Below are 25,651 nucleotides of genomic sequence, written 5' to 3'. Positions count from 1 at the left end.
CGCCGGATCGGGGCGGGATGGTTCGTCCGCGCGCCCACGGGGGAGTAGATCTCTCCGTGACCGACGTGTACGCCACCGCCGCAGACCTCGACCTCGCCCCGGCCGGGTTCGTCCGGGCCATCGAGGAGCTGCCGCTGGTCGACCACCACGTCCACGGCGTGGTGCCGCGCGACCTGTCGCGCACCGCGTTCGAGGAGCTGATCACCGAGTCCGACCGGCCGGTGCCGGAGTGGATGACGCAGTTCGACTCCCAGACGGGGTACGCCATCCTGCGCCACTGCGCGCCCGTCCTCGGCCTGGAACCGCACTGCACGCCGGAGGAGTACCTGGCCAGGAGGGCCCGGCTGGGCGCCGGCGAGGTGAACCGGCTGCTGCTGGGCGCCACGAACGTGGCCCACTACCTGGTCGAGACCGGCTACCGGGGCGAGGAGCTCGTGGGCCCGTCCGGCATGGCCGAGCTCACCGGCGCGCCCGCCGACGAGGTGGTGCGGCTGGAGACGGTGGCCGAGCAGGTCGCGGCCGGCGGCTGCGACGCGTCCTCGTTCGCCGACGCGTTCGCGCGGGAGCTGTGGGAGCGCACCGGCGGCGCGCGCGGGCTCAAGAGCGTCGCCGCCTACCGCCACGGCCTCGACCTCGACCCCGAGCCGCCGAGCCGGGCCGAGGTCACCGAGGCGGCCGGGCGCTGGCTCGGGTCCGGCGGCGGTAAGCTGACGGAGCCGGTGCTGCTGCGGCACGTGATCTGGGCCGGGATCGAGCGAGGGTTGCCGATCCAGTTCCACACCGGCCTCGGCGATCCCGACCTCGACCTGCGCCGGGCCGATCCGCTGCTGCTGCGCGGCCTCGTCGAGCGCGCGGAGCCGACCGGGGTGCCGCTGGTGCTGCTGCACTGCTACCCCTTCCAGCGGCACGCGGGGTTCCTCGCGCAGGCCTATCCCAACGTCTACTTCGACGTGGGGCTCGGCGTGACCTACACCGGGGCCCGCAGCGTGGCGCTGGTGGCCGAGAGCCTGGAGCTGGCGCCGTTCGCCAAGATCATGTTCTCGTCCGACGGATGGGGACCGGCCGAGCTGCACCACCTCGGCGCGGTGTTGTGGCGGCGGGCGATGGCGCGGGTGCTCGGCCGGCTCGTGCTGGACGGCGAGTGGTCGGCCGGGCAGGCGATGCGGGTGGCGGCGATGGTCGGGGCGGACAACGCGCGACGCGTCTACGGACTGGGAACACGGGAGGAGAGCACGGGGTGAACGACTTCGGGGGCCGTACGATCAACAGGCCCGTCGACGGAGCCGTCATCGGGACCGGCGGCGTGGAGAGCGCCGCCTACGCGGCGCTGCGGGAGGGCCTGCTGCGGGAGCTGCCCGCGGCCCAGGCGTTGCGCCGCCAGCTGCACGCGGAGCCGTGCCTGTCCGGACAGGAGGGCCCGACGCGGGACCGGCTGCTCGACGCGCTGCCCGCCGGGGAGGTCGAGCACGTCGCCGGCACGGGCGCGGTCCTGCGCATCGGCGGTCCCGGCCCGGCGGTCGGCGTACGCGGCGAGCTCGACGCCCTGCCGCTGGCCGAGCGCACCGGCGTCGAGTGGGCCGCCCCCGAGGGCGCGATGCACGCCTGCGGCCACGACGTGCACATGGCGGCCGTGGTCGCCCTGGCCAGGACCCTCGACCGGCTCGGCGCCGACCCGCCCCTGCTGGTCGTGCTGCAACCGCGCGAGGAGGGCTTCCCCTCCGGCGCCTCCGACGTCGTGGGGTCGGGCGCGCTGCACCGCCACAAGGTCGGCGCCATGATCGGCGCGCACGTGCAGCCCCTGCTGGCGGAGGGCACGGTCGCCTCCGTGCCGGGGGCGGTCAACGCCTCCTCCGACGAGTTCAGGGTAGTCGTCAGGGGAGCGGAGGGCCACGCCGCCTACCCCCACCTCACCAGGGACCCGGTGGTGGCCATGGCGCAGGTCATCGTCACCGCCCAGCAGGTCGTCAGCCGGGTCGCCGACCCGATGACGCCCACCGTGGTCACCTTCGGCACGGTCAACGCCGGGACCGCGCCCAACGCCGTCCCGGGCGAGGCCGTGGCCAGGGGGACGCTCCGGGCGATGTCCGAGAACTGGCGCCAGGAGCTGCACGAACGTTTCACCCAGGTGGTCGAGGACGTCGCCAGGGCGTGCGGCTGCGTGGCCGAGGTGACGATCCTGCCGGGCGAGCCGGTGCTGGTCAACGACACCGGGCTGGCCGTGCGCGCCGGCGGGCTGCTGCGCGGCCACGGCTGGACCGTGGACGGCGGGCTGCGCTCGTGCGGGGCCGACGACTTCTCCCACTACGCCTCGGTGGCGCCGTCGCTCATGATGTTCGTCGGCGTGGACACCGCCGCCGGCCTGCACACCCCCGAGTTCCTGCCCGGCGACGCGGCCGTGGGCGCGGTGGCAGAGAGCCTGCTGGCCGGCTACCTCGCGGCCGCCTCCGCGCTGCCCGGCCCGGCCGGCGCGAACGGGATCCTGTTCTCCAGGAACGCCTGAGACCGGGCCCTGCCGGCGCCATTCCTCCAACAACCACGGCAGGGAAGTCCAAGCACCCCAGACGGGGCACCGCTGACGGAACCACCATCAACCCCTACTGTCGGAAGGGATGGATCTCGAAACCTTCGCCCCCGGTTCGGGCCGTCTCGAACCCCGCGCGGCACTCCGCTCCGACGCCCCCGCCCTCGACCTCGGCGGCCTGTGGCGCTTCCGCCTCTCACCCGTGGCCGACGTGCCCGACGACTTCGCCCGGCCCGGCTTCGACGACTCCGCCTGGGACGAGCTGCCGGTGCCGGCCCACTGGCCCCTGCACGGCCACGGCGCCCCCGCCTACACCAACGTCTCCTACCCCTTCCCCGTGGACCCGCCGCACGTCCCGGACGAGAACCCGACCGGCGACTACCGGCGCGCCTTCGACCTGCCGGACGGCTGGCGCGGCGGCAGGCTGCGCTTCGACGGCGTCGACTCCTTCGCCAGGGTCTGGCTGAACGGCCACGAGCTGGGCTTCTCCACCGGCAGCAGGCTGCCCGTCGAGTTCGACGCCGGGCCGTGGCTGCGTCCGGGACGCAACGTGCTGGCCGTGCGCGTGCACCAGTGGTCGGCCGCCAGCTACCTGGAGGACCAGGACATGTGGTGGCTGCCCGGCATCTTCCGGGACGTCACCCTCACCCGGTCGGCCGCCGACGTGTTCGTGCACGCCGCCCACGACGGCCGGCTGTCCTTCGAGGCCGCCGAGGGCCTGCTGAGCATCCCCGAGCTCGGCGTGCGCGACCTGGCGCCCGGCGTCGAGATCACCGTCGAGGCCGAGCCGTGGACCGCCGAGACGCCCCGCCTGTACGAGGCCGTCCTCACCACCCCGCACGAGACCGTACGGCTGCGCGTCGGCTTCCGCACCGTCTCCGTCGAGGACGGCGTGCTCCTGGCCAACGGCCGCCCGCTGCTGCTCAAGGGCGTCAACCGGCACGAGTTCCATCCGGACCACGGCCGCGCGGTCCCGTACGAGACCATGCGCGAGGACGTGCTGCTCATGAAGCGGCACAACGTCAACGCCGTCAGGACCAGCCACTACCCGCCGCACCCCGCCTTCCTGGACCTGTGCGACGAGCTGGGCCTGTGGGTCGTCGACGAATGCGACCTGGAGACGCACGGCTTCGGCCAGGTCGGCTGGCGGCGCAACCCCACCGACGACCCGCGCTGGGCCGACGCCCTGCTCGACCGCATGCGCCGCATGGTCGAACGGGACAAGAACCACCCCAGCGTCATCATGTGGTCGCTCGGCAACGAGGCGGGCGTCGGCCGCAACCTCGCCGTCATGGCCGGCTGGACGCGCGAGCGCGACCCGTCCAGGCCCCTGCACTACGAGGGTGACCGGTCGTGCGCCCACACCGACGTCTACTCGCGCATGTACGCCACCCACGCCGAGGTCGAGGCCATCGGCCGCGGCGAGGAGGACCCGCTCGACGACCCCGCCCTGGACGCGCGGCGGCGCGCGATGCCGTTCCTGCAGTGCGAGTACGCCCACGCCATGGGCAACGGGCCCGGCGGCCTGGCCGAGTACCAGGAGCTGTTCGAACGGTTCCCGAGGCTGGCCGGCGGGTTCGTGTGGGAGTGGATCGACCACGGCCTGACCGATCCCCGCCACGAGTACGCCTACGGCGGCGACTACGGCGAATCCGTCCATGACGGAAATTTCGTCATCGACGGCCTGGTGTTCCCCGACCGCACGCCCTCACCCGGCCTGCTGGACCTGAAGAAGGTCTTCGAGCCGGTGCGGTTCCAGTTCGGCGACGGCGTCGTGCGGGTGGTCAACCGGCACGACTTCCGCGACCTGGCCCACCTCGCCTTCGAGGCCGTCGTCGAGGACGACGGGCTCGAAGTCGCGCGGTTCCCGCTGGCGGTGCCGCCGTCCGGCGGCGAGGTGAAGCTGCCCGCCCTGCCCCCGCCGCCGGACGGCGCGGGGGAGCGCTGGCTCACCGTCCGCGCCACCCTGACCGGCGACCAGCCGTGGGCCGCCGCGGGCCACGAGCTCGCCTGGTCCCAGACCCGCCTGCCGAGCCCCGCCCTTCCCGCCGACGCCGGTGCGGGAGTCCGGCCGCAGACGTCCGGCGGGCGGCTGAGGCTGGGCGGCGGCGAGTTCGACCCGCGCACCGGCCTCCTGCTGCGCCTGTTCGGCCTGGACGTCGAAGGTCCGCGGCTCGACCTCTACCGCGCCCCCACCGACAACGACCGCTACGGCGGGCTGGACCGGAAGTGGCGGCAGCTCGGGCTGCATCGCCTCACCCACCGCGTGGCCGGGATCGAGACGGACGACGGCATCACCGTCCGCACCAGGGTCGCCCCCGCCGCCACCGACCTCGGCATGCTCGTCACCTGGGCGTGGACCGCCACGTCCGGCTCACTGAACCTGTCCGTGGACGTCGAGCCGGAGGGCGAGTGGCCCGCGCCGATCCCGCGGCTGGGCGTGCACCTGCTGCTGCCCGGCGAGCTCGGCCACGTCACCTGGTTCGGCAGGGGGCCGGGGGAGGCGTACCCGGACACCGGGATGGCCGCCCGCGTCGGCCGCTGGCACGCCACGATCGACGACCTCCAGACGCCGTACGTCCACCCCCAGGAGAACGGGCACCGGGCCGACGTGCGGTGGGCCGAGTTCGGCGGGACCGGGCCGGGCGGGTTCAGGGTCCACGGCGACCCGGTGTTCGGCCTGACCGCCCGCCGGTGGAGCACCGCCGAGCTGGCGGCCGCCCGGCACCGCCCCGACCTGGCGCCCGGCGACCACGTCCACCTCCACCTGGACCTCGCCCACCAGGGCATCGGCACCGCCACCTGCGGCCCCGGCACCCTCCCCCGCTACGACCTGCGCGCCGCCCCGGCCACCCTGCGCCTGCGCTTCACCCGGTCCTGACCCCGCAGGGCACCGGCCGGGGTCCCGCGACCCCGGCCGGGCCGCCCTCCAGGACGGGCGCCCTACAGCGGGATCCACTCCGTGGCCGTCGTGACCTCCTCCAGGACGGACGGGATCGGCTCGACGCCGAGCCCCGGCCCCGTCGGCACCTCCAGATGGCCGTCCACCAGCTCGAACGGCTCGGTCACGTCGGTCGCGAAGTAGCGGCGCGACCCCGAGGTGTCGCCCGGCAGCGTGAACCCGGGCAGCGCCGCGAGCGCCACGTTGGCGGCCCGGCCGAGACCGGTCTCCAGCATGCCGCCGCACCACACCGCGATGCCGTTGGCCCGGCACAGGTCGTGGATGCGCCGCGCCTCCAGGTAGCCGCCGATGCGGCCCGGCTTGATGTTGATGATCGAGCACGAGCCGAGCGCGATGGCGGCCGCCGCGTGCTCGGCCGACTCGATGGACTCGTCCAGGCAGATCGGGGTGCGCAACTGGCGGGCCAGCCGGGCGTGCTGGACGAGGTCGTCGTTGGCCAGCGGCTGCTCGATCAGCAGCAGGTCGAACGCGTCGAGCCGGGCCAGCCGGCGGGCGTCGGCCAGCGAGTACGCCGCGTTCGCGTCCACCTGGAGCAGCAGGTCGTCGCCGAAGCGCTCGCGCACCGCGCGCACCGGCTCGACGTCCCAGCCGGGCTCGATCTTCAGCTTGATGCGGACGTACCCCTCCTCGACGAAGCCCGCCACGGCGTCGAGGAGCTGCGGGATCGAGTCCATGATGCCCACCGACACCCCGCACGGCACCCGGTCGCGGGCCGCGCCCAGGAAATGGCCGAACGACTCGCCGGAGGCCCGCAGCTGCGCGTCCAGCACGGCGGTCTCCAGCGCGGCCTTGGCCATGCGGTGGCCCTTGATCGGTTCCAGCGCGCGGCCGACGCCGTACGCGTCCAGGGTCGTCGGCAGGGAGGGCAGCAGGAACCGGCGGATCACCTCGGCGGCGCCGTCGACGTACTCGCTGGAGTAGAGCGGCTCGGACATGGCCACGCACTCGCCCCACCCCTCGGCGTCGGGGGTCACCACCCTGACCAGCAGGACGTCCCGGGCGGTCTCGGTGCCGAACGACGTGCGGAACGGCGCCACCAACGGCATCGCGATCCGGCGCAGCTCTACTCCTGTGATCTTCACACTCTCTCCAACTCGGTCGGCGCGCAGGTGCTCCCTGGCGACCGTACGACATGCGGCGACACCAGGGTTCGTGCCGGGCCACCAAAGGCCGGCGGTTCTTCGTCGCCGAGCCCCACAGCCCAGGGACGGCCTCAGACGACGATGCCGGGGGTGCGCGCGATCCGGATCCGGCACGGCGTGTCCTCGCTGAGCCGCACCGCCTCCAGCGGCACCGTCACCTCCGGCGTGCGGTACCGGCCGCCGGAGAACGCCGCCGCCAGGCGGGCCCGTACCGACTCGGCCGGCATCTGCCCGTCGATGGAGCTGGTGCCGTCGCGCCCGATCTCCGCCACGCACGCGCCCGGCTGCGTGGCCAGCGCCAGACCGGCGACCGTCGCCCCGGCCAGGGCGGACACGTCGCGCCTGGTCCAGCCGTAGTGCCACATGCCGGCCGCCACCACGGGCGCGGCTGGGCAGGCGGGCTCGGTGATCACTACGTCGAGCCCCTGGAGCAGCGCGGCGGCGATCTGTTCGGCGCCCCTGAGCGCCCCGGACCCGATCCGCAGGCCGGGCAGCTCGGGCAGCGGGCCGCCGAGCGTGTAGATCAGCTTGATGCCGGTGGTGAAGGGGCCAGGACCGCTGTCGTGCCAGCCACAGGCCACGACGCCGACCGACGGGGCGGCGCCCAGCGTGCCGATCCGCAGCATAAGGAAATGACTACCCTCTGCGGCCCCCGATCACACACCGTCAACCCTCCGGGCGGCGGATCCGGGCTGGTCAGCGCATGCTCCGGGCGTCGAGGGCGCGCAGCACCCGGGAGACCACCTGGGGGTCGGCGCGCGGGTCGCGGCGGGCGTCCAGCACGGCCTGCCGGGCGGCCGAAATCATCTCCTCCTGCACCCGCCGCACCAGCCGGGCCCGCCGCGCCCGCTGCTCGAACGCCTCGCGCCGCTCGTCGTCGGCGGCCTCGGGGCTGATCCGCAGCCCGAGGTCCATCATGCGCCGGCCGAGCAGCTCGACCACCTCCTCGGGCAGGTCCTCGGCCTCGTCGATCTCCCGCAGCCGCCGCTTGGCCGCGTGGGCGGCCCGGATCGCCAGGCGCTTCTCCAGGTCGCGCTCGGCCGCCGTGTCGGCCTTGACGCCGAGCCGCGTCACCAGCCACGGCAGCGTCAGCCCCTGCACCACCAGCGTCACCAGGATGACCGCGAACGCGATGAACACGATCACCGGCCGCTGCGGGAACGGCCGCCCGTCGTGGATCCGCAGCGGGATGGCCAGCGCCAGCGCCACGGACGCCACGCCGCGCATGCCCGCCCACCACATGACGACGGTCTCGCGCCAGCTCATCGGCACCTCGGTGTCCTCGCGCCGCCCCTTCTTGGCCAGCCACGCGGCCGGCAGCAGCCACAGCAGCCGCACCACCACGACGACGCCCACCACGGCGGCGCTCCACCACAGCACCTCACCGAACCGCCCGTGGACCGTGCCGAACACCGCGTGCAGCTCCAGCCCGATCAGCCCGAACGCGATCCCGGTCACCAGCGTGTCCACCACCTGCCAGAACGTGGAGGAGGCGAACCTGCCGAACACGTCGTCGGCGTCCCACATGCGGTCGCTGAGGTAGAAGGCGGTGGTCAGCACGGCCAGCACGCCGGACCCGCGCAGTTCGTCGGCCACCGCGTAGCTCACGAACGGCACCACCAGCGACAGGCCCACCTGCAGCGTCGCGTCGCCCAGCAGCGCCATCAGCTTCCCGGCCGCCCAGCCCAGCGCGAACCCCGCCGCCACGGCCACCACGGCCGACAACACGAACTCGCCCAGCGCTCCCGGCCAGGAGAACACGCCGGTGACGACCGCCGCGACCGCCACGTGGTAGAGCACGATCGCGGTCACGTCGTTGAACAGGCCCTCGCCCTCCAGCAGCGACACCATGCGCCGCGGCAGGCCCAGCCGCCCGGCCACCGCCGTGGCCGCCACCGGGTCGGGCGGCGCGACCAGCGCGCCCAGCGCCACCGCCGCCGCCAGCGGCAGGCCGGGGACGAGCGCGTGCGCCGTGGCCGCCACGGCCGCCGTCGTCACGAACACCAGCGCCACGGCGAGCAGGAAGATCGGCTGCCAGTTCGCCGCGAACTGCCGCCAGGACGTGCGCCGCGCCGCCGCGTACAACAACGGCGGCAGCAGCAGCGGCAGCACGATGGCCGGCGGGATGTCCACGTTCGGCACGAACGGCAGCACCGCCAGCAGGATGCCCAGCAGCGTCATCAGCACCGGCGCGGGCAGCCCCAGCCGCTCACCCAGCGGAACCGTGACCAGCGCGCCCAGCAGCACCAGCATGAGCAGCACGAACTGGTCCACGACGCCCCCCGGTGATCGTCGTCACCCAGCGTAAGCGCAGGCCGCCTCAGCGGTCGAGGACGTGCAGGGTGTGCGGCCGCGTGCCCAGCGGCACCGGCTCGGCGGCCGTGCAGGCCACCACGTCGGCCACCCGGGCGCCGAACAGGTCGGGCACGTAGATGGCCGGTTCCAGGCAGACCGTCATCCCGGGGGCGAACACCGCGTCCTCGCCGGCCCGCGGTCCCTCGTCGTGGCCGAGGCCCACGCCGCGGCCCACGTGCGGGGCGGCGAAGCGGCCGTACCCGCTGGCGTCGATGACCTCGTGCACCGTCCTGGCCAGCTCCGCGAACGGCACGGACGGCCGCAGCGCCGCCAGCGCCGCGCGATGGGCGGCCAGCACCACCGAGTACATCGCCTCGTAGTCCTCCGGCGGCTCGGCCACGGCGAACACCCGGCCCGCCTCGGCGCAGTAGCCGTCCCAGCGGCCGCACACCGACACCAGCAGCGCGTCACCCGGGTTGATCACGCGCCCGCCGGGCACGTGCTCGGGCCGCGCGGTGTGCTCGCCCGCCGACACGCGCAGCGAGATCACCTCCTCGCAGCCCGACTCCACGGCCAGCAGCCGCAGCCGGCGCGCCATCGCCCGCTCGGTCGCGCCGAACCAGGCCAGCTCGGCCGCCTGCGCCAGCACCGCCTCCGCCGCCGCGACCGCCCGGCCGAGCGCGGTCAGCTCGGCCGGGTCCTTGCGCAGCCGCAACGGCGCCAGCACCGCGGAGGCGGGCACCAGCTCGGCGGCGATCGCCAGCCGGAACAGCTCGCTCGCCCGCATCTCCGGGTCCACCCCGACCCGGCGCGCGGAGGCGGGCACCAGGCCAGCCGGGTCGCGGGTCTCGACGATCGCGTCGGCCGTCACGACGAGGAACACGCCCGGCGCGGCGCCGCCGTCCGGCGCGGCGCCCTCCGGCAGGACGGCCTCCGGCAGGACGCCCTCAGGGAAGGCGCCTTCGGGGAGAGGGCCTTCGGGGGAGGCGCTCAGGAACCGGAAGTCGGGCGAGGGCCGCAACACCAGCACGTCGATGCCCTCCTGGGCCATCGCCCGCCGCACGGCCGCCACCCGCGCGGCGTGCCGCCGGCTCACGCCGGCTCGTGCAGCCAGCAGGCGACCGGCCCGAAGTCCGGCTCCTTCTCGCGGCACACCTCCATCACCAGCGGGCAACGCGGGTTGAACCGGCACCCGCCCGGCGGGTTCGCCGGATCGGGCACGTCCCCGGCCAGCTCGGCGGGCAGCACGCCCATGCCGTCCGGCTTGGGGATGGCCCCCAGCAACGCCCTGGTGTACGGATGTTTCGGGTCGTCCCACACCTCGGCCGTCTCGCCCACCTCGACGATCTTGCCGAGGTACATGACGGCGATTCGGTCGGCGATCAGCCGCACCACCGACAGGTCGTGGCTGATGAACAGCAGCCCGGCCCCGGAGTCCACCGCGAGGTCGCGCATCAGCCGGGCCACCTGGGCCTGGGCGGAGGCGTCCAGCGCGGAGATCGGCTCGTCGCCGATGAGCAGCCGCGGCCGGGCCGCCAGCGCCCTGGCGATCGCGATGCGCTGCCGCTGGCCGCCGGAGAACTCGTGGGGGTGCCGTCCGGCGAACTCGCGCGGCAGGCCCACCCGCTCCAGCAGGTCGGCCGGGTCGGTACGGGTGTCGTCCGCGGTGCGCAGGCCGTCGGCGATCTGGTCGCCTACCCGGCGCCGCGGGTTCAGCGACGCGTACGGGTCCTGGAACACCATCTGGATGCCCGTGAGCTTCCTGCGGCGCAGGCCGAGCGGCGTGACCTGCTGCCCCTCGAACGCGATCGACCCGTGGGTGACCGGGTTCAGCCCGCAGACCGCCCGCGCCAGGGTGGACTTGCCGCACCCCGACTCGCCGACCAGGCCCACGACCTCGCCCGCCCGTACCGTCAGGCTGGCCCCCGCCACCGCCCGCACCACCGGACGCCCGGGGGAGCGGTGCTCGACGACCAGGTCCTCGATGTCCAGCATCAGCCCTCCACGTCCGAAGCAGAATCAGGCACAGAAGAATCAGGCGCAGAAGAATCAGGCGCAGAATCAGGCAGCGAGTCCAGCAGCGCGCGGGTGTAGGGGTGCTCGGGGTCGCGCAGCACCCGTCCGCGCGGCCCGGTCTCCACGACCAGGCCGTCCTTCATCACGCTCACCTCGTCCGCGACCGCCGACATGACGCCCAGGTCGTGCGTGACCAGCAGCACGGCCAGGCCCAGCTCGTCGCAGAGCCCGCGCAGCAGCCGCAGCACGCCCGCCTGCACGGTCACGTCCAGCGCCGTGGTCGGCTCGTCGGCGATCAGCACCTTGGGCGAGCAGGCCAGCGCGACGGCGATCGCGATGCGCTGGCGCATGCCGCCGGAGAACTGGTGCGGGAAGCGCCCGTACGCCTCCTCGGCGCCCGGGATGCGTACCTTGCCCAGCAGCTCGACCGCCCGCGCCTTCGCCTCGGCCTTGCCCAGGCCCAGGTGGTGGCGCATGTGCTCGGTGAGCTGCCGGCCGATCGTGAGCATCGGGTGCAGGCTGGTCGCCGGGTCCTGGAAGACCATGGCGACCTCGCCGCCGCGCACCTGGTTGAGCTCCTTGGGCGGCAGCGTGAGCAGGTCCCGCTCGCCGAGCCCGATCCGGCCCGAGACGCGCGCGCCGTGCGGCAGCAGCCCCAGCACGGCCAGGCCCGTCATCGTCTTGCCCGACCCGCTCTCGCCGGCCAGGCCGTGCACGCGCCCGGCGGCCAGCTTCAGGTCGACGCCGCGCAGGATCTCCTTGCCGTGGATCGACACCTTCAGGCCGGTGATGTCCAGCGTCACAACGCACGCTCCTTGATCGCGCGGGCCGTCCGCGGGTCTAGCGCGTCCCGCAGCGTGTCGCCGAGGAAGTTGAACGCCAGCACCACGGTCAGGATCGCCAGGCCCGGGAACGTCGCCACCCACCAGCTGTCGAAGACCTCCACGCCGGAGGCCACCATCGCGCCCCACTCGGGGGACGGCGGCTTGGCGCCCAGGCCCAGGAACGACAGGCCGGACAGCAGCAGCAGCGCCGTGCCGATGTCGAGCGTGGCCAGCACCAGGATCGGGCCGGTCACGTTCGGCAGCACGTCCACCCGCAGCGAGCGCCACACCGAGAAGCCCAGCAGCCGCCCGCTCAGCACGAACTCCCGCTCGCGCACGCCCAGCACCAGCCCGCGGGTGACGCGGGCGTAGGCGGGCCAGGCCACCACCAGCACGGCCAGCACGGCGTTGCCCAGGCTCGCGCCCAGCGCCGCGGCCACCACCATGGCCAGGATCACGGTCGGGAACGCGAACACGAGGTCCGCGATCCGCATGATCGTCTCGCCGACCCACTTGCCGAAGTACCCGGCGCACGCCCCCAGCAGGCCGCCGACCAGCACCGACAGCACGACCAGCAGCAACGTCAGCGGGATCGACACCCGCGCGCCGTACATGACGCGGCTCAGGATGTCGCGTCCGAGCTGGTCGGTGCCGAACCAGTGGCCCGGACCCGGGGGCGCCAGCCGCGGCAGGTCCTGGGCCAGCGGGTCGTGCGGCGCCAGCCACGGCGCGGCCAGCGCGATCACCAGCCAGGCCACGGCCAGGACGGCGCCCGCGACGGCCAGCGGCTGCCGCCACGCCTCGGGCAGCCTGCCCAGCAGACCCTTGCCTCTCATTGCAGCCTCACTCGGGGATCGATGACGCCGTACAGCACGTCCACGATCAGGTTGATGACCAGGTAGACCACGCCCACGACCAGGCCGACGCCCATCACGGCGGGCAGGTCGAGGCTGGTGGCGCTCTTGTAGGCGTACTGGCCGACGCCGGGCCAGGCGAAGATCGCCTCGACCAGGACGGTGCCGGACAGCAGGCTGCCGAAGGCCAGACCGGCCACGGTGATGATCGGGACCAGGGCCGAACGCAGCACGTACCTGAACAGGATCACCCGGCCCGGCAGCCCCTTGGCGCGGGCCGCCCGGACGTAGTCCTGGCCCAGCACCTCCAGCACCGCGGAACGGGTGAAGCGGGTCAGCAGGCCGATCGTGTACAGCGCCAGCACCAGCGCGGGCGTGATCAGATGGCCGACGGCGGAGGTGAAGATGTCCCACCGGCCCGCCAGCAGCGCGTCGACCGTCTGCAGCCCGGTCACCGCCGGCGCCGAGCCGAGCGCCGCGTCCACGCGACCGCTGCCCGGCGTGATCTGCAACCGGAAGAAGAACACGTAGAACGCCACCAGCGCCAGCCAGAACGTCGGCACCGAGATGCCGATCAGGCTGACCAGCCGCAGCACGTGGTCGGACAGCCGGTCCCTGCGCAGCGCGGCGACCACGCCGAAGGCCACGCCCAGCACCAGCGAGATCAGGATCGCCGCGCCCGCCAGCTCCAGCGTCGCCGGGACGAACTCGGCCAGGTCCTGGCTGACCGGGCGGTGGCTCTGCTGGCTCATGCCCAGGTCACCCTGGACCAGACCCTGCAGGTAGATCCCGTACTGCTGCCACAGCGGCTTGTCCAGGCCGTGCTCGGACCGCCACTGCGCCACGATGGCCGGGTCGCCCAGCGCCCGCTGGCCCAGGTTGGCGGCCACCGGGTCGCCGGGCACCAGGTTCGTCAGCAGGAACGTGACGAGCGTGATGCCCCAGGCCAGCAGCACGGCGATGAGGATGCGCCGGATGAGGAAGCGCGCCAGCGGGTGCACGCCCCGCCGCCGCCGCGTGCCCGCGGCGGCCGCCTCGACCGGGGAGCCGGCGCCGGGGCGCGGCGGCGAGCCCGCCGCGCCCGGGTTGTCGGACACCTGACGGTCTCCTTACTTCGCGCCGAGGTCGGCGACGTCCACGGTCCAGACCGGGTGGTACTCCAGGCCCATCACGGACGCGGCCGACACGATGTTCTGGCTCGGCTGGATCAGCGGCACGAACGGGCCGGAGGTGTTGAGCTTGGTCTGCAGGTCGGCGTAGGCCGTCTTGCGGGCCTCGTCGCCGATCGCGGTCGCGGCCTTGTCAGCGGCCGCCTCGATCTCCTTGGCCGCGCCTTCCTTCCAGCCGGCCCGCAGGCCCACCGTCTTGCCGGGGGCGAAGGCCAGGTAGTCGCTCGGGTCCGGGTAGTCCGGGCCCCAGTACCACAGGCCCATCTCCTCCTTGCCGTTGCGGTAGTTGTCCAGCGCGGTCGTCACCGGCGCGGGCTGGAGGTCCACCGTGATGCCGACCTCCTTGAGGTTGGCCTGGATGCGCTCGGCCAGCGGCTGGAACGACAGGCCGTTGACGGTCAGCTCGCTCGGGAACTCCAGCTTGACGGTCGGGTTCGACACGCCGCTGGCCGCCAGGGCCGCCTTGGCGCCCTCGACGTCCCGCTTGGGAGCCTGCTCCGGCGGCAGCGCGCCGAGCAGCTGCGACGGGATCACGCCCGGCGCCTGCGTCGAGCCCTCGCCGGCCAGCTCCAGCAGGCCCGCGTAGTCGACGCCCTTGCGCACGGCCTCGACGAACTTGGCGTTCGGCGTGGTCTTGCTGACGCCCGAGTCCTGGTTGGCCAGCAGGAAGATGACGTTCGCCGAGGCGGTCTTCTTCACCTGCAGGGTGGAGGGCATGTTGGTGACCTGGTCACCGGACAGGTTCAGCGCCACCTGGCTGTCGCCGCGCTGCACGTTGAGCTTCTGCGTGGCGGCCTCGACGTTGCGGATGACGACCTTGTCGTAGGCCGGCTTGGTGCCGTAGTACTTCGGGTTCGCCTTGAGCGTGACCTGGCTGCTCACGTTGAACGACTCGATCGTGTACGGCCCTGACCCCGCCGAGGAGGCGTTCAGGTACTGCTCGGCCTTGTCCTGGGCGTCGGCCGTCGCGCCGTGCTCCTTGGCGACCTTGCTGTTGAGGATGCCCAGCGCCGGGTTCGGCAGGATGTAGGGCAGCGCCGGGTTCGGCGCCTTCGACGTCAGCGTGATCGTCGAGTCGTCGGTCTTGGCCACCTCGACGCCGTCCAGCAGGAACGACGGGGTGCCCTTCATGTCGCGCACGCGGTTGAGCGAGAACACCACGTCGTCGGCGGTGATCGGCGAGCCGTCGGCGAAGGTGGGGCCCTTCTTGAGCTTGAGCGTCAGCGTCTTGCCGTCCTCGCTCAGCTCGTAGGACTCGGCCAGCGCCGGGACCGGCTTGGTCACGTCGGAACCGTCGAAGGTCAGCAGCGTCTCGTAGACGGCCTTGCCGACGATGAGCCCGGTCGGCTCGTAGGTGCGGCCGGGGTCGGCCGTCTTGAGGTCGAACGACGTGTCGATGACGAGCGTCTTCCCACCGCCACCGGAGGCCGCCGGGGTCTGCGAGGTGCCGCCGCTTCCGCAGGCGGCGAGGGCGAGCGCACCGGCGAGCAGCACTGCCGCCGTCTGCGAGCGGGTCGCCATGGGGTCCTCCAAATTGGACGTTCGGGAGAAGGATGTCGAGGATTGTCCGGCAGAACGTCCAGGTCATGTGCGGTCCGCGAGACGGATATAAATGGTCGAGGTGTAATGATGAGTGATATTTCCAGAAATGGTGCCAGCGGCGGCGGTCAGCCTGGACGGATCGGCATCGGTCTCGAACTGGACGACGTCCATATGAAGATCCTTGAGGTCCTGCGCGAGAACGGCAGGATCTCGGTCGCCGCGCTGGCCGAACGGGTGGGCATCTCCCGCGCGAACGCCTACACGCGCTTCGAGGCGCTGCGCGCCGACGGCGCGATCAAGCGCTTCACCGCGGAGATCGACCACGTGCGCGCCGGGCTCGGCATCACCGCGCTGATCTTCGTGACCGTGCGCCAGCAGATGTGGAAGCAGTTCAGGGCCGAACTGGCCCGGATGCCCGAGGTCGAGTACTGCGCGATCACCACCGGCCAGCACGACGCCATGATCCAGGTACGGGTCTCCGACGTGGCCGCCGTGCACGCCATGGTGACCGACCGCCTGGCCAACATCCCGGCGGTCAAGGCCACCGAAACTGTGTTCATCCTGGACGAAGTGCTCAGGCGGCCGTACGTGCTGCCGTCCGACCGGGACGCCTCCCGCCCCGCGCGGCGGACACCCCAGGAGACGCAAGGGGACGTGCCGCTCGGCATGATGCGCTTCGTCGGCGCGGCCGAGGGACGCGCCGCCCTCCGCAAGGACGGCTAGCCACCGCTCTGCGCAAGGACGGCTAGCCACCGCTCTGCGCAAGGACGGCTAGCCACCGCTCTGCGCAAGGACGCTAGCCACTGCTCTGCGCAAGGACGCTAGCCACTGCTCTGCGCAAGGATGCTAGCCACTGCTCTGCGCAAGGATGCTAGCCACCGCTCTGGGCAAGGACGGTCGGGCGCCGCCCGCCGTGAGGAGGGCTCGGCGTCGCCCCCTGGGCCGAGAGCGGCCGGGTGGCCGGGCCGCCGGGGGCCGGGGGGCCGGGCGGCCGGTGCGTTGCCCGCTCCCGGCCGATCGGCCCACCGGCCCACCGGCCCACCGGCCTTCCGGTTTCCCGTCGGAGGGTCGGTCAGGAGGCCGGGACCTCGGCGCACACGCTGACGTGCAGCGTGTCGTCGCCGTCGAACCGGAACTCCTCGACCAGACGCAGCAGCCCGTCCTCGCCCTGCTCGACGCGGCTGCTGCTCTGTCCGCCCGCCTTGCCGCCCGCCTTGAGCGCATGGGCGTAGGAGATGGAGACGTCTGCGCCGTCGCGCGTCCCGACGAAGCGGCCGTGGGTCACGGTGTCGCCCGTGTAGCTGCCCCACACCACGCCGTCGGCCTCCCAGTACAGGAACTCCGTCGGGCTGTCGGGGTCCACCGCGCTCGCCGTCGAGCTCACCATCACGAATTTACGGCCGTTGAGATTCACGCCGTCCATAGTCACCATTTTTCTGGATCATCACCGACCGGCTGGACGTTTGGTCAGAACACCCGGTCATGATCAACGATCCGTCCAGCGGCGGCGCCGTCCCGGACCCCTGCGCGAGCAGGTTCTCGACGTCTTCGGTGCCTGCCCGGTGCCGCTCGCGCCGCCCCCTCGGCGGCCGACACGCTTGCCGCGACTTTACTTGCCGGTAGCTGACACCAGCGTTGCATAGTGTGATAGTCATGTAACACTGTGTATTCGAGAAGATTTGGGAGATCTTCATGCTGGCGTACACGCTCTCGATCGTGGCGGCCGTGGGCGTGGTGGCGCTCACCGCGCTGGTGTTCCGGCTCACGAAGAAGGGCAGCGAGGACGCCGAGCCCGACGGGGTCTCGGCCGGTCACTCCGGGTCGATGTTGTCGGCCCTGTTCCTGCTGGTGTTCGCCATCGCGATCATCGTGCCGTGGACCACCGCCGACGCCGCCCGCCAGAACGCCCAGGCCGAGAGCCAGGCCGCGATCGACGCCTACTGGGCCGCGGCCGACCTGCCCGGCACCGCTCAGCAGACGGTCCGCACCGCGCTGCGCGACTACGTCACCTTCGTGGTCAGAGACGAGTGGCCGCTGATGGCCGAGGGCCGGATGGACCCGGTCGGCGCCGCCCGGCTCGACGCCATGCGCAGCCGCGTGAGCGCCGTCGACGCCAAGACCGACGACGACAAGGACGCCCGCGACGCCGTGCTCGAACGCGTCGCCGCGATCGCCGCCGCCCGTTCCCAGCGCTCGATGGATGCCGCCGCCACCCCGCCCCAGGGGCTGCTGCTCCTGACCGTGCTCACCGGCCTGCTGGTCGTCGTCTTCCCCTACCTGGCCGGCGCGCGGCCACGCGGCCTCGCGGTCCTGCCGCTGCTCGCGATGGCCGCGATGCTCGGCTTCGGCACCTATCTGACCTGGGACATCTCCCACGCCTTCGCCGGGCCGCTGGCGGTCGGGCCGCAGGCGTTCCAGGGCGCCCTGCAGGAGTTCTCCCGCATCGCCGGGGGAATGTGACCGTGGGCGTCAGGCGTGCGCCGCTGCTGCTGGCCACCGCTCTGCTCGCCGCGAGCGCGGCCGGCCCGGCGGCGGCCGACCTGCAATCCCCGGCGTCCGGCACCGTGCGCGTGCGTCCGTCGCAGCTCCCGAGCCCGGGGATCACGATCCACGGCGGGCGGGGGCGCGACGGCCGCACGGGGCCGGTGGTGTCGGTGCCGGGCGCCCAGATCTGGGACGGCCCGGGGCCGGTGGCGTCGGTCCCGGGTGCGCAGATCTGGGACGACCCGGAGCCGCGGGTGTCGGTTCCGGGTGCGCAGATCTGGGACGACCCGGAGCCGCGGGTGTCGGTGTCGACGCGGCCCGGCGGGCGGGCGCCACGGACCGGCGCCCCTGTGCCGCGCGTGTCGATCGGCCCCGGCTCGGTGTGCGTGTACGGGCCGAGCGGCAGCGTCGAGGTGGGTGACTGTCACGTCCGCCCGTCTCCGCCGCCGTCTCCGCCGCCTCGCTCGTCGCCGCGGCCGACACCGCGTCCCACGCCGCCATCCACTCCGCCGCACACGCCGAGGCCGGTGCACCACCCCAAGCCCCGGCCGGTGCGCGTGGCGCCTCCGGTGCGGGTGCCCGTGCAGGAGGTCACACCGACGCCCAAGCCCACCCCGACGGTCGCGATGCACAAGCGGGTCAAGCAGTTCCAGGCGCCGCCGCGGCGCAAGAACCCGCTCGGCACGGTCCTGGTCATGGTGGTCCTGGTGACGGCGATCGCCTCCACGACCGCGGTCGCGTTCAGGGCCCGCTGACGCCTCCCGGCGGGGTCCGGGCGGCTCGACGGCGGTGGCCGCTGCGCGCCGGGGTGCGAGGATGGCGGGCGTGTCTGAGCATGACGAGGAACTGCTGACCGGTTGTTGTGACGGCGAGTCGCTGACCGGCGGCGGTGACCGGGAACTGCTGACCGGTGGCGGCCCTGACGAGGGGGTGCTCGCCGGTGGCGGCGGTGGTTGGGAGCGGGTGACCGGTGGCGGCCCTGACGAAGGGCTGCTCAGCGGGGGCGGGTGTGCTGAGGAGCTACTGACCGGGGGCGGTGTCAACGAGGTGGTGCGGGTCGGCGCCACGGTGCGCCGCCCGACCGGCCCGTGGACGCCGGCCGTGCACGCCCTGCTCGCCCACCTGGCCGCCCGCGGCTTCACGGGCGCGCCTGCCGGGCACGGGATCGACGTCCAGGGCCGGGAGGTGCTCGACTTCGTCCCCGGCGAGGTGCCCGGTCATCCGTTGCCCGACTACGCCCGCTCCGACCAGGCCCTCGGCGACGTCGCCCGGCTGCTGCGCCGCTACCACGACGCCACCGAGGGTTTCCGGCCCGCCGCCGGGGCCGCCTGGTACCTCCCGACGCGCGAACCCGCCGAGGTCATCTGCCATGGGGACGTCGCGCCGTACAACTGCGTGTTCCGCGACGGGCGGCCGGTGGCTTTGATCGACTTCGACACCGCCCATCCGGGGCCGCGCGTGTGGGACGTCGCCTACGCCGCCTACCGGTTCGTCCCGCTGAGCGATCCGCGCCACGACGGGGCCGATCCGGTGGGGGAGCAGGCACGCAGGCTGCGGTTGTTCGCCGACGCCTACGGCCTGGCCGAAGGTGACCGTCCGGCGCTGCCCGTCACCGTCGCCGACCGGCTGGCGCACCTCGTACGGCACATGCGCGACCGCGCGGCGGCGGGGGACCGGGCCTTCGCCGCGCACATCGCCCGCGGCGACGACCTGTTGTACGGCGCCGACCGCGAGCACGTCCTGCGCCACCGCGCTCTGTTCGCCACGGCGCTGACAGAGCCGCCCCCCGCCTGATCCGGCCGGGCGCCGCTGCCAAATCCGCTCGGGCGCCGTCACCGGACCGACCGGGGGCCACCGCAGGAACGGGCCGGGCGTGTGCAGGAACGGGCCGGCGCCGCTGCGGGACCGGGCAGGTGTCGCCGCACGAATGGCTCGGCGCCGTTGCGGGACGGGCCGGGCGTCGCCGCAGGGACGGCCGGTGGGAAGAGCGGGCGGGTGTGCGGGGTTGCACTCGACCGTGGAGACGACCGAGGTTTTGGTGATCGGGGCCGGGCAGGCGGGGCTGTCCAGCGCGTACTTCCTGCGACGGTTCGGCATCGGGACGATCGTGCTCGACGCGGCCGCGGGGCCCGGGGGCGCGTGGCGGCACCGGTCGCCGTCGCTGACCATGGACAAGGTGCACGGCATCTTCGACCTGCCCGGCGTGCCGGACGGGGTGGCGGCGGCCGGTGACCGGCCCGCGGCGGAGGTCGTCCCGGAGTACTACGGCGACTACGAGCGGCGCGTGGGGCTTGAGGTCCTGCGGCCGGTCAAGGTGACGGCCGTCCGGGAGGGGGAGGACGGGCGGCTGGTCGTGGCGGCGGACGCGGGGGAGTGGGCGGCCAAGGCCGTGGTCAACGCGACCGGCACCTGGACGCGTCCGTACTGGCCGTACTACCCGGGAGCCGGCGACTTCCTGGGCGAGCAGCTGCACTACGCGGGCTATCGCGGGCCGGCGGCGTTCGCCGGTCGGCGGGTGGTCGTGGTCGGGGGTGGGGCCTCGGCGATGCACGTGTTGTCGGAGGTGGCCGGGGTCGCCGCCGGCACCGTCTGGGTCACCCGGCGTCCGCCCGTCTTCAGGGACGACGACTTCGGCGAGGACGCCCGGCGCGAGGCCGTCGCCCTGGTGGAGGCGCGGGTGCGGGACGGGTTGCCGCCGCAGAGCGTGGTCAGCGTCACCGGGCTCGGCTACAGCGTCGTCGTGCGGGAGGCGATGGCGAAGGGGGCGCTGGAGCGGCTGCCGATGTTCCGCCGCCTCACCCCGTACGGCGTGGAGTGGGCGGACGGGCGGCGGACCGCGGCGGACGTCGTCGTGTGGGCCACCGGCTTCCGGTCGGCGCTCGATCACCTCGCGCCGCTGCGCCTGCGGGAGCCGGGCGGTGGCATCAAGGTGGACGGGACGCGGGTCGTCCGGGAGCCGCGGCTGCAACTCGTCGGTTACGGGCCCTCGGCCAGCACGGTCGGCGCCAACCGCGCGGGCCGCACCGCCGCCCGCAACATCCGCACCCTCCTGACCCCACGCCCGGCCATCCCAGCCGCCTGACCCCGCGCGAGGCCCAACCCGCAGCCTGACCGCGCGCCAGGCCCAACCCGCAGCCTGACCTCGTGTCTGGCGCCTCGGGCCGCCTGGCCCTTCCCACGGCCGGCCCTTCCCGCGGCCCGACCCACGATCGGCCCTTCCCGCGGCCTGACCCACGATCGGCCCTTCCCGCGGCCCGACCCACGATCGGCCCTTCCCGCGGCCTGACCCACGATCGGCCCTTCCCGCGGCCCGACTTCGTGTCCGACGCTTCGGGCCGCCTGGCTCCGCGCCCGGTGGTCCTGGCCGCCTGGCCGCGTGCCAGGGCTTGATCTCGTGTCCGGTGCTTCGGGCCGCCTGGCCTTGGGTGGCTTTGCCCTTACTTCGTGCGCGGCTTGGCACGGGGGTCAGTTCTCGGCGACGCCAAAGGCGGTCCAGCCGAGGTCGGGGAAGCCCGCCGCTTTGGCGACGGCGGCCGAGGCGGTGTTGCTGACCGCGTGCATGTACGTCGGCACCGCCCCCTCGTCCAGCACCCGCCGCGCCGCCTGCGCCACCAGCCGTCTGGCCAGGCCGCGCCCGCGGGCCTCTGGCGCGGTCACCACCGACAGCTCCCGGCCGAACCGGTCGTGCCGTTTGATGCCCACCCCGGCCAGGTGCTGGCCGGTCTCGGGGTCCACGGCCACCAGCACCTCGCCGCCGAACACGCGCAGCCACCCGGGGACGGCGTCGTCCGTCGCCGGGACCCACTCGCCGGCGTCGGGCAGGGGCGCGGGTTCGGTGGTCCACCGGAAGACGGCGTCGAACCAGCCGCGATCCCCATATCCGATCAGCTCGGGGATCTCCCGGAGCGTCCGCGCGGCGCGCACCCGGGCGACGTGCTCGGGCGGCACCGACAACATCGCCCCCTCCGGGGTGCCGACGCCGACGGCCGGGTGCACGCGGCCGTCCCAGGCGGGCAGCGTACGCAGCGGCGAGCCCGTGACGTCGAGGTTTCCCGTGGGCGGCCAGGCCCCGAGCCATTCGCGCAGATGATCGGTGAGAGCCACGGACCTACTATAGGAAGTAGGAAAAATACCGATTGCGACAGGGGGTCGGTTACTCTTGCGAAGGGGCTCGACACGGCGTGTTACCTTCGGCTAGCGTCCTGACATAAGGATCTTTATCCGGTCAGGAGGGCCCGACATGGCTGTTCCCGGTTACACGGAGATCCGGGAACTCGGTCACGGAGGAACCGGCCGCGTCGTGCTCGCCGTCCGCGACTCCGACGGCTTACCGGTCGCGATCAAGCACCTGTCCGAGGCCCTGCGCGCGGACGGCGAGTTCGCCGCCCGGTTCCGCGCCGAGGCCGGGGTCATCGGCGAGATCGACAGCCCCCACACCGCCCGCCTGCTGGACTACGTCGAGGCCGGGGGCACGTCCGCGATCGTGATGGAGCTGGTCGACGGCGTCACGCTGCGCCGCCTGATCGCCGCCGAGGGCGGCACCGGCGTGGAGGCCGCGCTCACCCTGCTGAAGGGGGCCCTGCTCGGCCTCGCCGAGGCGCACCGGCGCGGGGTGGCCCACCGCGACTTCAAGCCCGAGAACGTCATCGTCACCCCGGACGGCGACAGCAAGCTGGTCGACTTCGGCGTCGCGGCCCGGTTCGGCGAGACCGGCGCCCTGGCCGGCACCCCCGCCTACATGTCCCCCGAGCAGTGGGAGGACGCTCCGGCCGGCCCGGCCTGCGACGTGTACGCCGCCGCCCTGGTGTTCTACGAATGCCTCACCGGCCGCCGCCCGTTCACCGCCGCGAACCTGGCCGCCCTGGCCTTCCAGCACCAGCACATGCCGCCCCCGCTGGAGCACGTGGACGGACGCCTGCGCGGGCTCGTCGAACACGGCCTGGCCAAGGACCCCGCTCACCGGCCCGCCTCGGCCGAGGCGTTCCTGGCCGAGCTGGAGGAGGTGGCGCGCGGGACGTACGGCGCGGGATGGGAGCTGCGCGGGCGGTCGGGCCTGGCCGTGCTGGCGATGCCGTTCGCCGCGCTGCTGCCGTCGGCCGGGACCGGCGGGGGGATGGGCGAGGGACTCGGCGAAGGGATCATCGGGAGGAGCGGTGCGGAGCACGGCGTCGCGACGGGCACCAGCGTGGTGCGCAGTTCGCTGGGGCCGCCGGCCAAGCTGGGGGTGACCGGCGGACTGGTGCTGGCGACGGCGGCGGCGGTGGCCTCGACGTTCGTGATCTGGAGCGGCTCGCCCTCGCCGGACAGCGGCATCGCGATGCCGCCGGAGTCCGCGGAGAGCTCGTTCGTGACGCCGCCCGTCTCACCGGATCCGGAGCTGCCCGTGCCGAGCGGGTCAGGGACGGTCTCGCCGCCTGTGACGGCCACCGCCGGGGCCAGCGGGCAGCCGACTGTGCCGGCCATGCCGACTGTGCCCGGCGTGCCGACCGCGGGGCCCGCGTCGTCCGCGCCGCCCGCCACGAGGGCCCCGAACAGCCGGCCGCCGAGGCCGACCAGCGGGCCGTCGGAGTCGGGACCGCCGAAGTCCGAGCCGCCGAAGTCCGGGGCGCCTTCGGAGCCGGCTTCGGGGCCGCCCACGCGGTCGTCGCCGACGTCCACCCGGCAGTCCGCCACCGGTGGCCCGGTTCCCAAGCCGCCCGCCACGAGCGCCCCCGCCCCGGAGCCCTCCGCGAAGCCGCCCGCCAAGAGCCACGAACCGCTTCTGTCCGTCTCGGTCGGGTTGTCGCTCGGCGGCTCGCTGCTCGGCGGGGGCGGGGGCGGGTTGCTGGACGCCGACCTCGACGTCGGGTTGGGCTCCAGCCTGCTCGGCATGCTCGTGGTGCCGGGATCGGCCCTGCTCGGAGGCCGCATCGCGGTCAGACGCGCACGAAGATCACGCAGTCAGGAAAAGTCATGAGTTGCGGGGAATGATGCTTGATCCCCTACTATCAGCGTCGGAAAGAGGGCGTCCCGGACTCTGATTAGCTCCTGACCGGAACCTGCCCTGCGGCTCAGGCTAAGGAGGACAGTGGCGGTCGCCTCCTCCGCCGTGGGCCACGTGGCGCGGGCCGTGGTCGCCGTACTCGTCGGGCTGACGCTGACGACGGGCAACGCCTCAGCCGGGCGCGCGGCCCCCAAACCCTCGGTGAAGCAGCTCAAGAAGGAGCTGGCCGCGCTGAGCAAGGAGTCGGACCGGCTCATCGAGGAGTACTACAACAGCCGCCGCGCCCAGCAGCAGGCCGAGAAGACCGAGAAGAGCGCGCGCGAGCGGCTGGCCGCCGCCCAGGAGGTCTACGACCGGGAGTCCCTCCAGCTCAGGACGCTGGCCGTGGCCCAGTACATCGGCGGCGAACCCAACCAGATCGCCCTGTTCACCGGCAGCCAGAACCCGGACGCGCTGCTGAGCCGCCTGGCCCTGAGCCGCCACCTCATCGACGTCCAGGACGCCCGGCTGCGCGGCTACGCCAAGGTCAGGGACGAGCGCCGCAAGGCCGAGCAGGAGGCCGCCGCCCGCGCCGAGGAGCTCGGCACCGCGGTGGCCGCCCTGGAGGGGCGCAAGAAGAAGGCCGAGAAGCTGATCGAGAAGATCAGGGACCGGATCGACAGGCTCTACGCGGCCCCGGGTGTGCGCCGCCCGGACGGCACGTGGGTGCCGCAGCTCCCGGACGGCTCCGAGAACATCACGCCCCGCATGCGCCTGGTCAAGACGCTGATCAAGGAACGGTTCACGGTGCCGTTCGGGATCGGCTGCTACCGGACGATCCAGGACGGCGGCGAGCACCCGCTCGGCCGCGCCTGCGACTTCATGCTCAGCCACGGCGGCGCGATGCCGTCGGCGGCCGAGGTCAAGCGCGGCTACGAGATCGCGGACTGGGCCATCAAGAACTCCCGGCGCCTGGGGATCATGTACATCATCTACCGCCAGCGCATCTGGCACGCCAGGACGGGCACCTGGCGGACGATGTCCAACCGCGGCGGCACGACGGCCAACCACTTCGACCATCCGCACATCTCGGTCTACTAGGGCCTGTTTCAGAAGTGGATCACCTGGGTGGTTCACTTCCGAGATGATCTTTGTGTGGGTCGGGGTGATTTGACCGCCGGGCAATGGGCGGTGCTGGAGCCGCTGTTGCCGGTGGGCAGGAAGCCGGGCCGTCCGCCGGTCTGGGCGAAGCGGCAGCTCATCGACGGGATCCGGTGGCGAATCAGGACTGGCGCGCCATGGCGGGATGTGCCCGAGCGGTATGGGCCGTGGCAGACGGTGTACGGGTTGTTTCGCCGTTGGCAGCGGGAGGGAGTCTGGGCGCGGATCCTTGTCGCGTTACAGGCACGAGCCGATGCCGAAGGGCTGATCACCTGGGATGTGTCAGTGGATTCCACCATCGTCCGCGCGCACCAGCATGCCGCCGGTGCGCGAAAAGATGGCGATGCGCAGAAGGAACCACCCGGCGGGACTCGTACGGAACCGGACGATCATGGGCTGGGCCGATCGCGTGGCGGTGTGACCACCAAGACGCACCTGGCCGTGGAGCAGGGGCAAAAGCCGCTGTCGTTGGTGGTCACGGCTGGTCAGCGGGGCGACTCACCGCAGTTCAGGCCGGTGCTGGAGGGGATCCGGGTGCCGCGTCCGGGCGGTGGTCGTCCCCGTACTCGCCCCGATCGAGTCCGCGCCGACAAGGCCTAATCCTCCCGCGGCAATCGCTCCCCTGCGCCGGCGCGGCATCAGATGCACCATCCCCGAAAAGAAGGATCAGGCGGCTCATCGCCGCAAACGTGGATCGCGCGGCGGCCGGCCTCCCGCCT

22 protein-coding genes and 1 pseudogene are annotated in these 25,651 nt (G+C 73.4%); 11 read left to right on the top strand and 12 right to left on the bottom strand.

Annotated elements, in window-relative coordinates; genetic code table 11:
* The first annotated feature begins 56 nt into the window (after positions 1-56).
* The 3 genes from ACWEJ6_RS26765 (at position 57) to ACWEJ6_RS26755 (ending at position 5,402) form a co-directional block, all read left to right on the top strand.
* Positions 57-1,241 carry an amidohydrolase family protein gene (locus tag ACWEJ6_RS26765; RefSeq protein ID WP_452427069.1) on the top strand — a complete coding sequence of 395 codons (1,185 nt, stop codon included), beginning with the start codon at positions 57-59 and terminating at the stop codon, positions 1,239-1,241.
* Positions 1,238-2,500 (top strand): M20 metallopeptidase family protein, encoded by a 1,263-nt coding sequence (locus ACWEJ6_RS26760; RefSeq protein ID WP_452427067.1) that lies wholly within the window; start codon positions 1,238-1,240, stop codon positions 2,498-2,500. Before ACWEJ6_RS26765 ends, ACWEJ6_RS26760 begins: the two co-directional genes overlap by 4 nt.
* 109 nt (positions 2,501-2,609) lie before the next feature.
* Positions 2,610-5,402, top strand: a complete 2,793-nt coding sequence (locus tag ACWEJ6_RS26755; RefSeq protein ID WP_452427065.1) for a glycoside hydrolase family 2 TIM barrel-domain containing protein — start codon at positions 2,610-2,612, stop codon at positions 5,400-5,402.
* A 62-nt stretch (positions 5,403-5,464) separates the two neighbouring features.
* Here ACWEJ6_RS26755 and menC read toward each other — a convergent pair whose 3' ends face one another.
* The 10 genes from menC to ACWEJ6_RS26705 form a co-directional block, all read right to left on the bottom strand.
* Positions 5,465-6,565, bottom strand: a complete 1,101-nt coding sequence (gene menC / locus ACWEJ6_RS26750) for an o-succinylbenzoate synthase (protein ID WP_452427063.1) — start codon at positions 6,563-6,565, stop codon at positions 5,465-5,467.
* Positions 6,566-6,696: 131 nt separating this feature from the next.
* A complete protein-coding gene (locus ACWEJ6_RS26745) occupies positions 6,697-7,251 on the bottom strand; it encodes an acyclic terpene utilization AtuA family protein (protein ID WP_357976614.1) in 555 nt (184 codons plus the stop codon).
* 70 nt (positions 7,252-7,321) lie between these two features.
* On the bottom strand, positions 7,322-8,899 hold the full coding sequence (locus ACWEJ6_RS26740; RefSeq protein WP_452427061.1) for a Na+/H+ antiporter: 1,578 nt from the start codon (positions 8,897-8,899) through the stop codon (positions 7,322-7,324).
* Between the two features lie 46 nt (positions 8,900-8,945).
* Positions 8,946-10,016, bottom strand: coding sequence for a M24 family metallopeptidase (locus ACWEJ6_RS26735; RefSeq protein WP_452427059.1), 1,071 nt, complete (start codon positions 10,014-10,016; stop codon positions 8,946-8,948).
* Positions 10,013-10,915: an ABC transporter ATP-binding protein gene (locus ACWEJ6_RS26730; protein WP_397156405.1), complete on the bottom strand. Its 903-nt coding sequence runs from the start codon at positions 10,913-10,915 to the stop codon at positions 10,013-10,015. Before ACWEJ6_RS26730 ends, ACWEJ6_RS26735 begins: the two co-directional genes overlap by 4 nt.
* Positions 10,915-11,739, bottom strand: coding sequence for an ABC transporter ATP-binding protein (locus ACWEJ6_RS26725; RefSeq protein ID WP_452427057.1), 825 nt, complete (start codon positions 11,737-11,739; stop codon positions 10,915-10,917). Before ACWEJ6_RS26725 ends, ACWEJ6_RS26730 begins: the two co-directional genes overlap by 1 nt.
* Positions 11,736-12,596: an ABC transporter permease gene (locus ACWEJ6_RS26720; protein WP_352328927.1), complete on the bottom strand. Its 861-nt coding sequence runs from the start codon at positions 12,594-12,596 to the stop codon at positions 11,736-11,738. Before ACWEJ6_RS26720 ends, ACWEJ6_RS26725 begins: the two co-directional genes overlap by 4 nt.
* Complete coding sequence (locus ACWEJ6_RS26715; protein ID WP_397156409.1) at positions 12,593-13,711, bottom strand: ABC transporter permease; 1,119 nt, start codon at positions 13,709-13,711, stop codon at positions 12,593-12,595. The genes ACWEJ6_RS26720 and ACWEJ6_RS26715 overlap by 4 nt, the downstream gene beginning before the upstream one ends.
* Before the next feature lie 12 nt (positions 13,712-13,723).
* Positions 13,724-15,304: an ABC transporter substrate-binding protein gene (locus ACWEJ6_RS26710; RefSeq protein ID WP_452427054.1), complete on the bottom strand. Its 1,581-nt coding sequence runs from the start codon at positions 15,302-15,304 to the stop codon at positions 13,724-13,726.
* 63 nt (positions 15,305-15,367) lie between these two features.
* A complete protein-coding gene (locus ACWEJ6_RS26705; RefSeq protein ID WP_352351038.1) occupies positions 15,368-15,496 on the bottom strand; it encodes a hypothetical protein in 129 nt (42 codons plus the stop codon).
* Here ACWEJ6_RS26705 and ACWEJ6_RS26700 point away from each other — a divergent pair, their 5' ends adjacent.
* A complete protein-coding gene (locus tag ACWEJ6_RS26700) occupies positions 15,497-16,048 on the top strand; it encodes an Lrp/AsnC family transcriptional regulator (RefSeq protein WP_352351036.1) in 552 nt (183 codons plus the stop codon). It abuts the gene before it with no gap.
* A gap of 349 nt (positions 16,049-16,397) precedes the next feature.
* Here the strand turns inward: ACWEJ6_RS26700 and ACWEJ6_RS26695 are convergent, their stop codons facing one another.
* Positions 16,398-16,748, bottom strand: a complete 351-nt coding sequence (locus tag ACWEJ6_RS26695; RefSeq protein ID WP_358286353.1) for a hypothetical protein — start codon at positions 16,746-16,748, stop codon at positions 16,398-16,400.
* Between the two features lie 269 nt (positions 16,749-17,017).
* On the opposite strand from ACWEJ6_RS26695, the gene ACWEJ6_RS26690 reads away from it, so the two are divergent.
* The 4 genes from ACWEJ6_RS26690 (at position 17,018) to ACWEJ6_RS26675 (ending at position 20,891) form a co-directional block, all read left to right on the top strand.
* Positions 17,018-17,785 (top strand): bestrophin-like domain, encoded by a 768-nt coding sequence (locus ACWEJ6_RS26690; protein ID WP_358286355.1) that lies wholly within the window; start codon positions 17,018-17,020, stop codon positions 17,783-17,785.
* Positions 17,786-17,787: 2 nt separating this feature from the next.
* Positions 17,788-18,564 (top strand): hypothetical protein, encoded by a 777-nt coding sequence (locus ACWEJ6_RS26685; RefSeq protein ID WP_452427050.1) that lies wholly within the window; start codon positions 17,788-17,790, stop codon positions 18,562-18,564.
* Positions 18,565-18,634: 70 nt separating this feature from the next.
* Positions 18,635-19,603 (top strand): phosphotransferase enzyme family protein, encoded by a 969-nt coding sequence (locus ACWEJ6_RS26680; protein ID WP_452427048.1) that lies wholly within the window; start codon positions 18,635-18,637, stop codon positions 19,601-19,603.
* 223 nt (positions 19,604-19,826) lie between these two features.
* Positions 19,827-20,891 (top strand): NAD(P)-binding domain-containing protein, encoded by a 1,065-nt coding sequence (locus tag ACWEJ6_RS26675; protein WP_452427046.1) that lies wholly within the window; start codon positions 19,827-19,829, stop codon positions 20,889-20,891.
* 383 nt (positions 20,892-21,274) lie between these two features.
* On the opposite strand, the gene ACWEJ6_RS26670 is transcribed toward ACWEJ6_RS26675, so the two are convergent.
* Positions 21,275-21,913, bottom strand: a complete 639-nt coding sequence (locus ACWEJ6_RS26670; RefSeq protein ID WP_452427044.1) for a GNAT family N-acetyltransferase — start codon at positions 21,911-21,913, stop codon at positions 21,275-21,277.
* 136 nt (positions 21,914-22,049) lie between these two features.
* On the opposite strand from ACWEJ6_RS26670, the gene ACWEJ6_RS26665 reads away from it, so the two are divergent.
* The 3 genes and pseudogenes from ACWEJ6_RS26665 to ACWEJ6_RS26655 all read left to right on the top strand — a co-directional run.
* The gene (locus tag ACWEJ6_RS26665; protein ID WP_452427042.1) at positions 22,050-23,765 is read left to right on the top strand and encodes a protein kinase domain-containing protein; all 1,716 of its coding nucleotides are present in this window, start codon (positions 22,050-22,052) and stop codon (positions 23,763-23,765) included.
* 111 nt (positions 23,766-23,876) lie between these two features.
* Positions 23,877-24,872, top strand: a complete 996-nt coding sequence (locus ACWEJ6_RS26660; protein WP_452427040.1) for a coiled-coil domain-containing protein — start codon at positions 23,877-23,879, stop codon at positions 24,870-24,872.
* Between the two features lie 27 nt (positions 24,873-24,899).
* Positions 24,900-25,651 (top strand): annotated as a pseudogene (locus ACWEJ6_RS26655) (IS5 family transposase); the annotation flags it as partial.

This window comes from Nonomuraea sp. NPDC004702 (genome assembly GCF_053601695.1).
Note: the sequence above shows the minus strand (reverse complement) of the source record. Positions and strands in the feature narration are given on the sequence as shown.

Bases quoted from the DNA above. Each gene is read 5' to 3' on its own strand.
- ACWEJ6_RS26755 (WP_452427065.1), top strand. From the start codon at position 2,610: ATGGATCTCGAAACCTTCGCCCCCGGTTCGGGCCGTCTCGAACCCCGC.
- ACWEJ6_RS26745 (WP_357976614.1), bottom strand. From the start codon at position 7,251: ATGCTGCGGATCGGCACGCTGGGCGCCGCCCCGTCGGTCGGCGTCGTG.
- ACWEJ6_RS26730 (WP_397156405.1), bottom strand. From the start codon at position 10,915: ATGCTGGACATCGAGGACCTGGTCGTCGAGCACCGCTCCCCCGGGCGT.
- ACWEJ6_RS26720 (WP_352328927.1), bottom strand. From the start codon at position 12,596: ATGAGAGGCAAGGGTCTGCTGGGCAGGCTGCCCGAGGCGTGGCGGCAG.
- ACWEJ6_RS26710 (WP_452427054.1), bottom strand. From the start codon at position 15,304: ATGGCGACCCGCTCGCAGACGGCGGCAGTGCTGCTCGCCGGTGCGCTC.
- ACWEJ6_RS26705 (WP_352351038.1), bottom strand. From the start codon at position 15,496: ATGGACGTCGTCCAGTTCGAGACCGATGCCGATCCGTCCAGGCTGACC.
- ACWEJ6_RS26700 (WP_352351036.1), top strand. From the start codon at position 15,497: ATGAAGATCCTTGAGGTCCTGCGCGAGAACGGCAGGATCTCGGTCGCC.
- ACWEJ6_RS26695 (WP_358286353.1), bottom strand. From the start codon at position 16,748: ATGGACGGCGTGAATCTCAACGGCCGTAAATTCGTGATGGTGAGCTCG.
- ACWEJ6_RS26690 (WP_358286355.1), top strand. From the start codon at position 17,018: ATGCTGGCGTACACGCTCTCGATCGTGGCGGCCGTGGGCGTGGTGGCG.
- ACWEJ6_RS26665 (WP_452427042.1), top strand. From the start codon at position 22,050: ATGGCTGTTCCCGGTTACACGGAGATCCGGGAACTCGGTCACGGAGGA.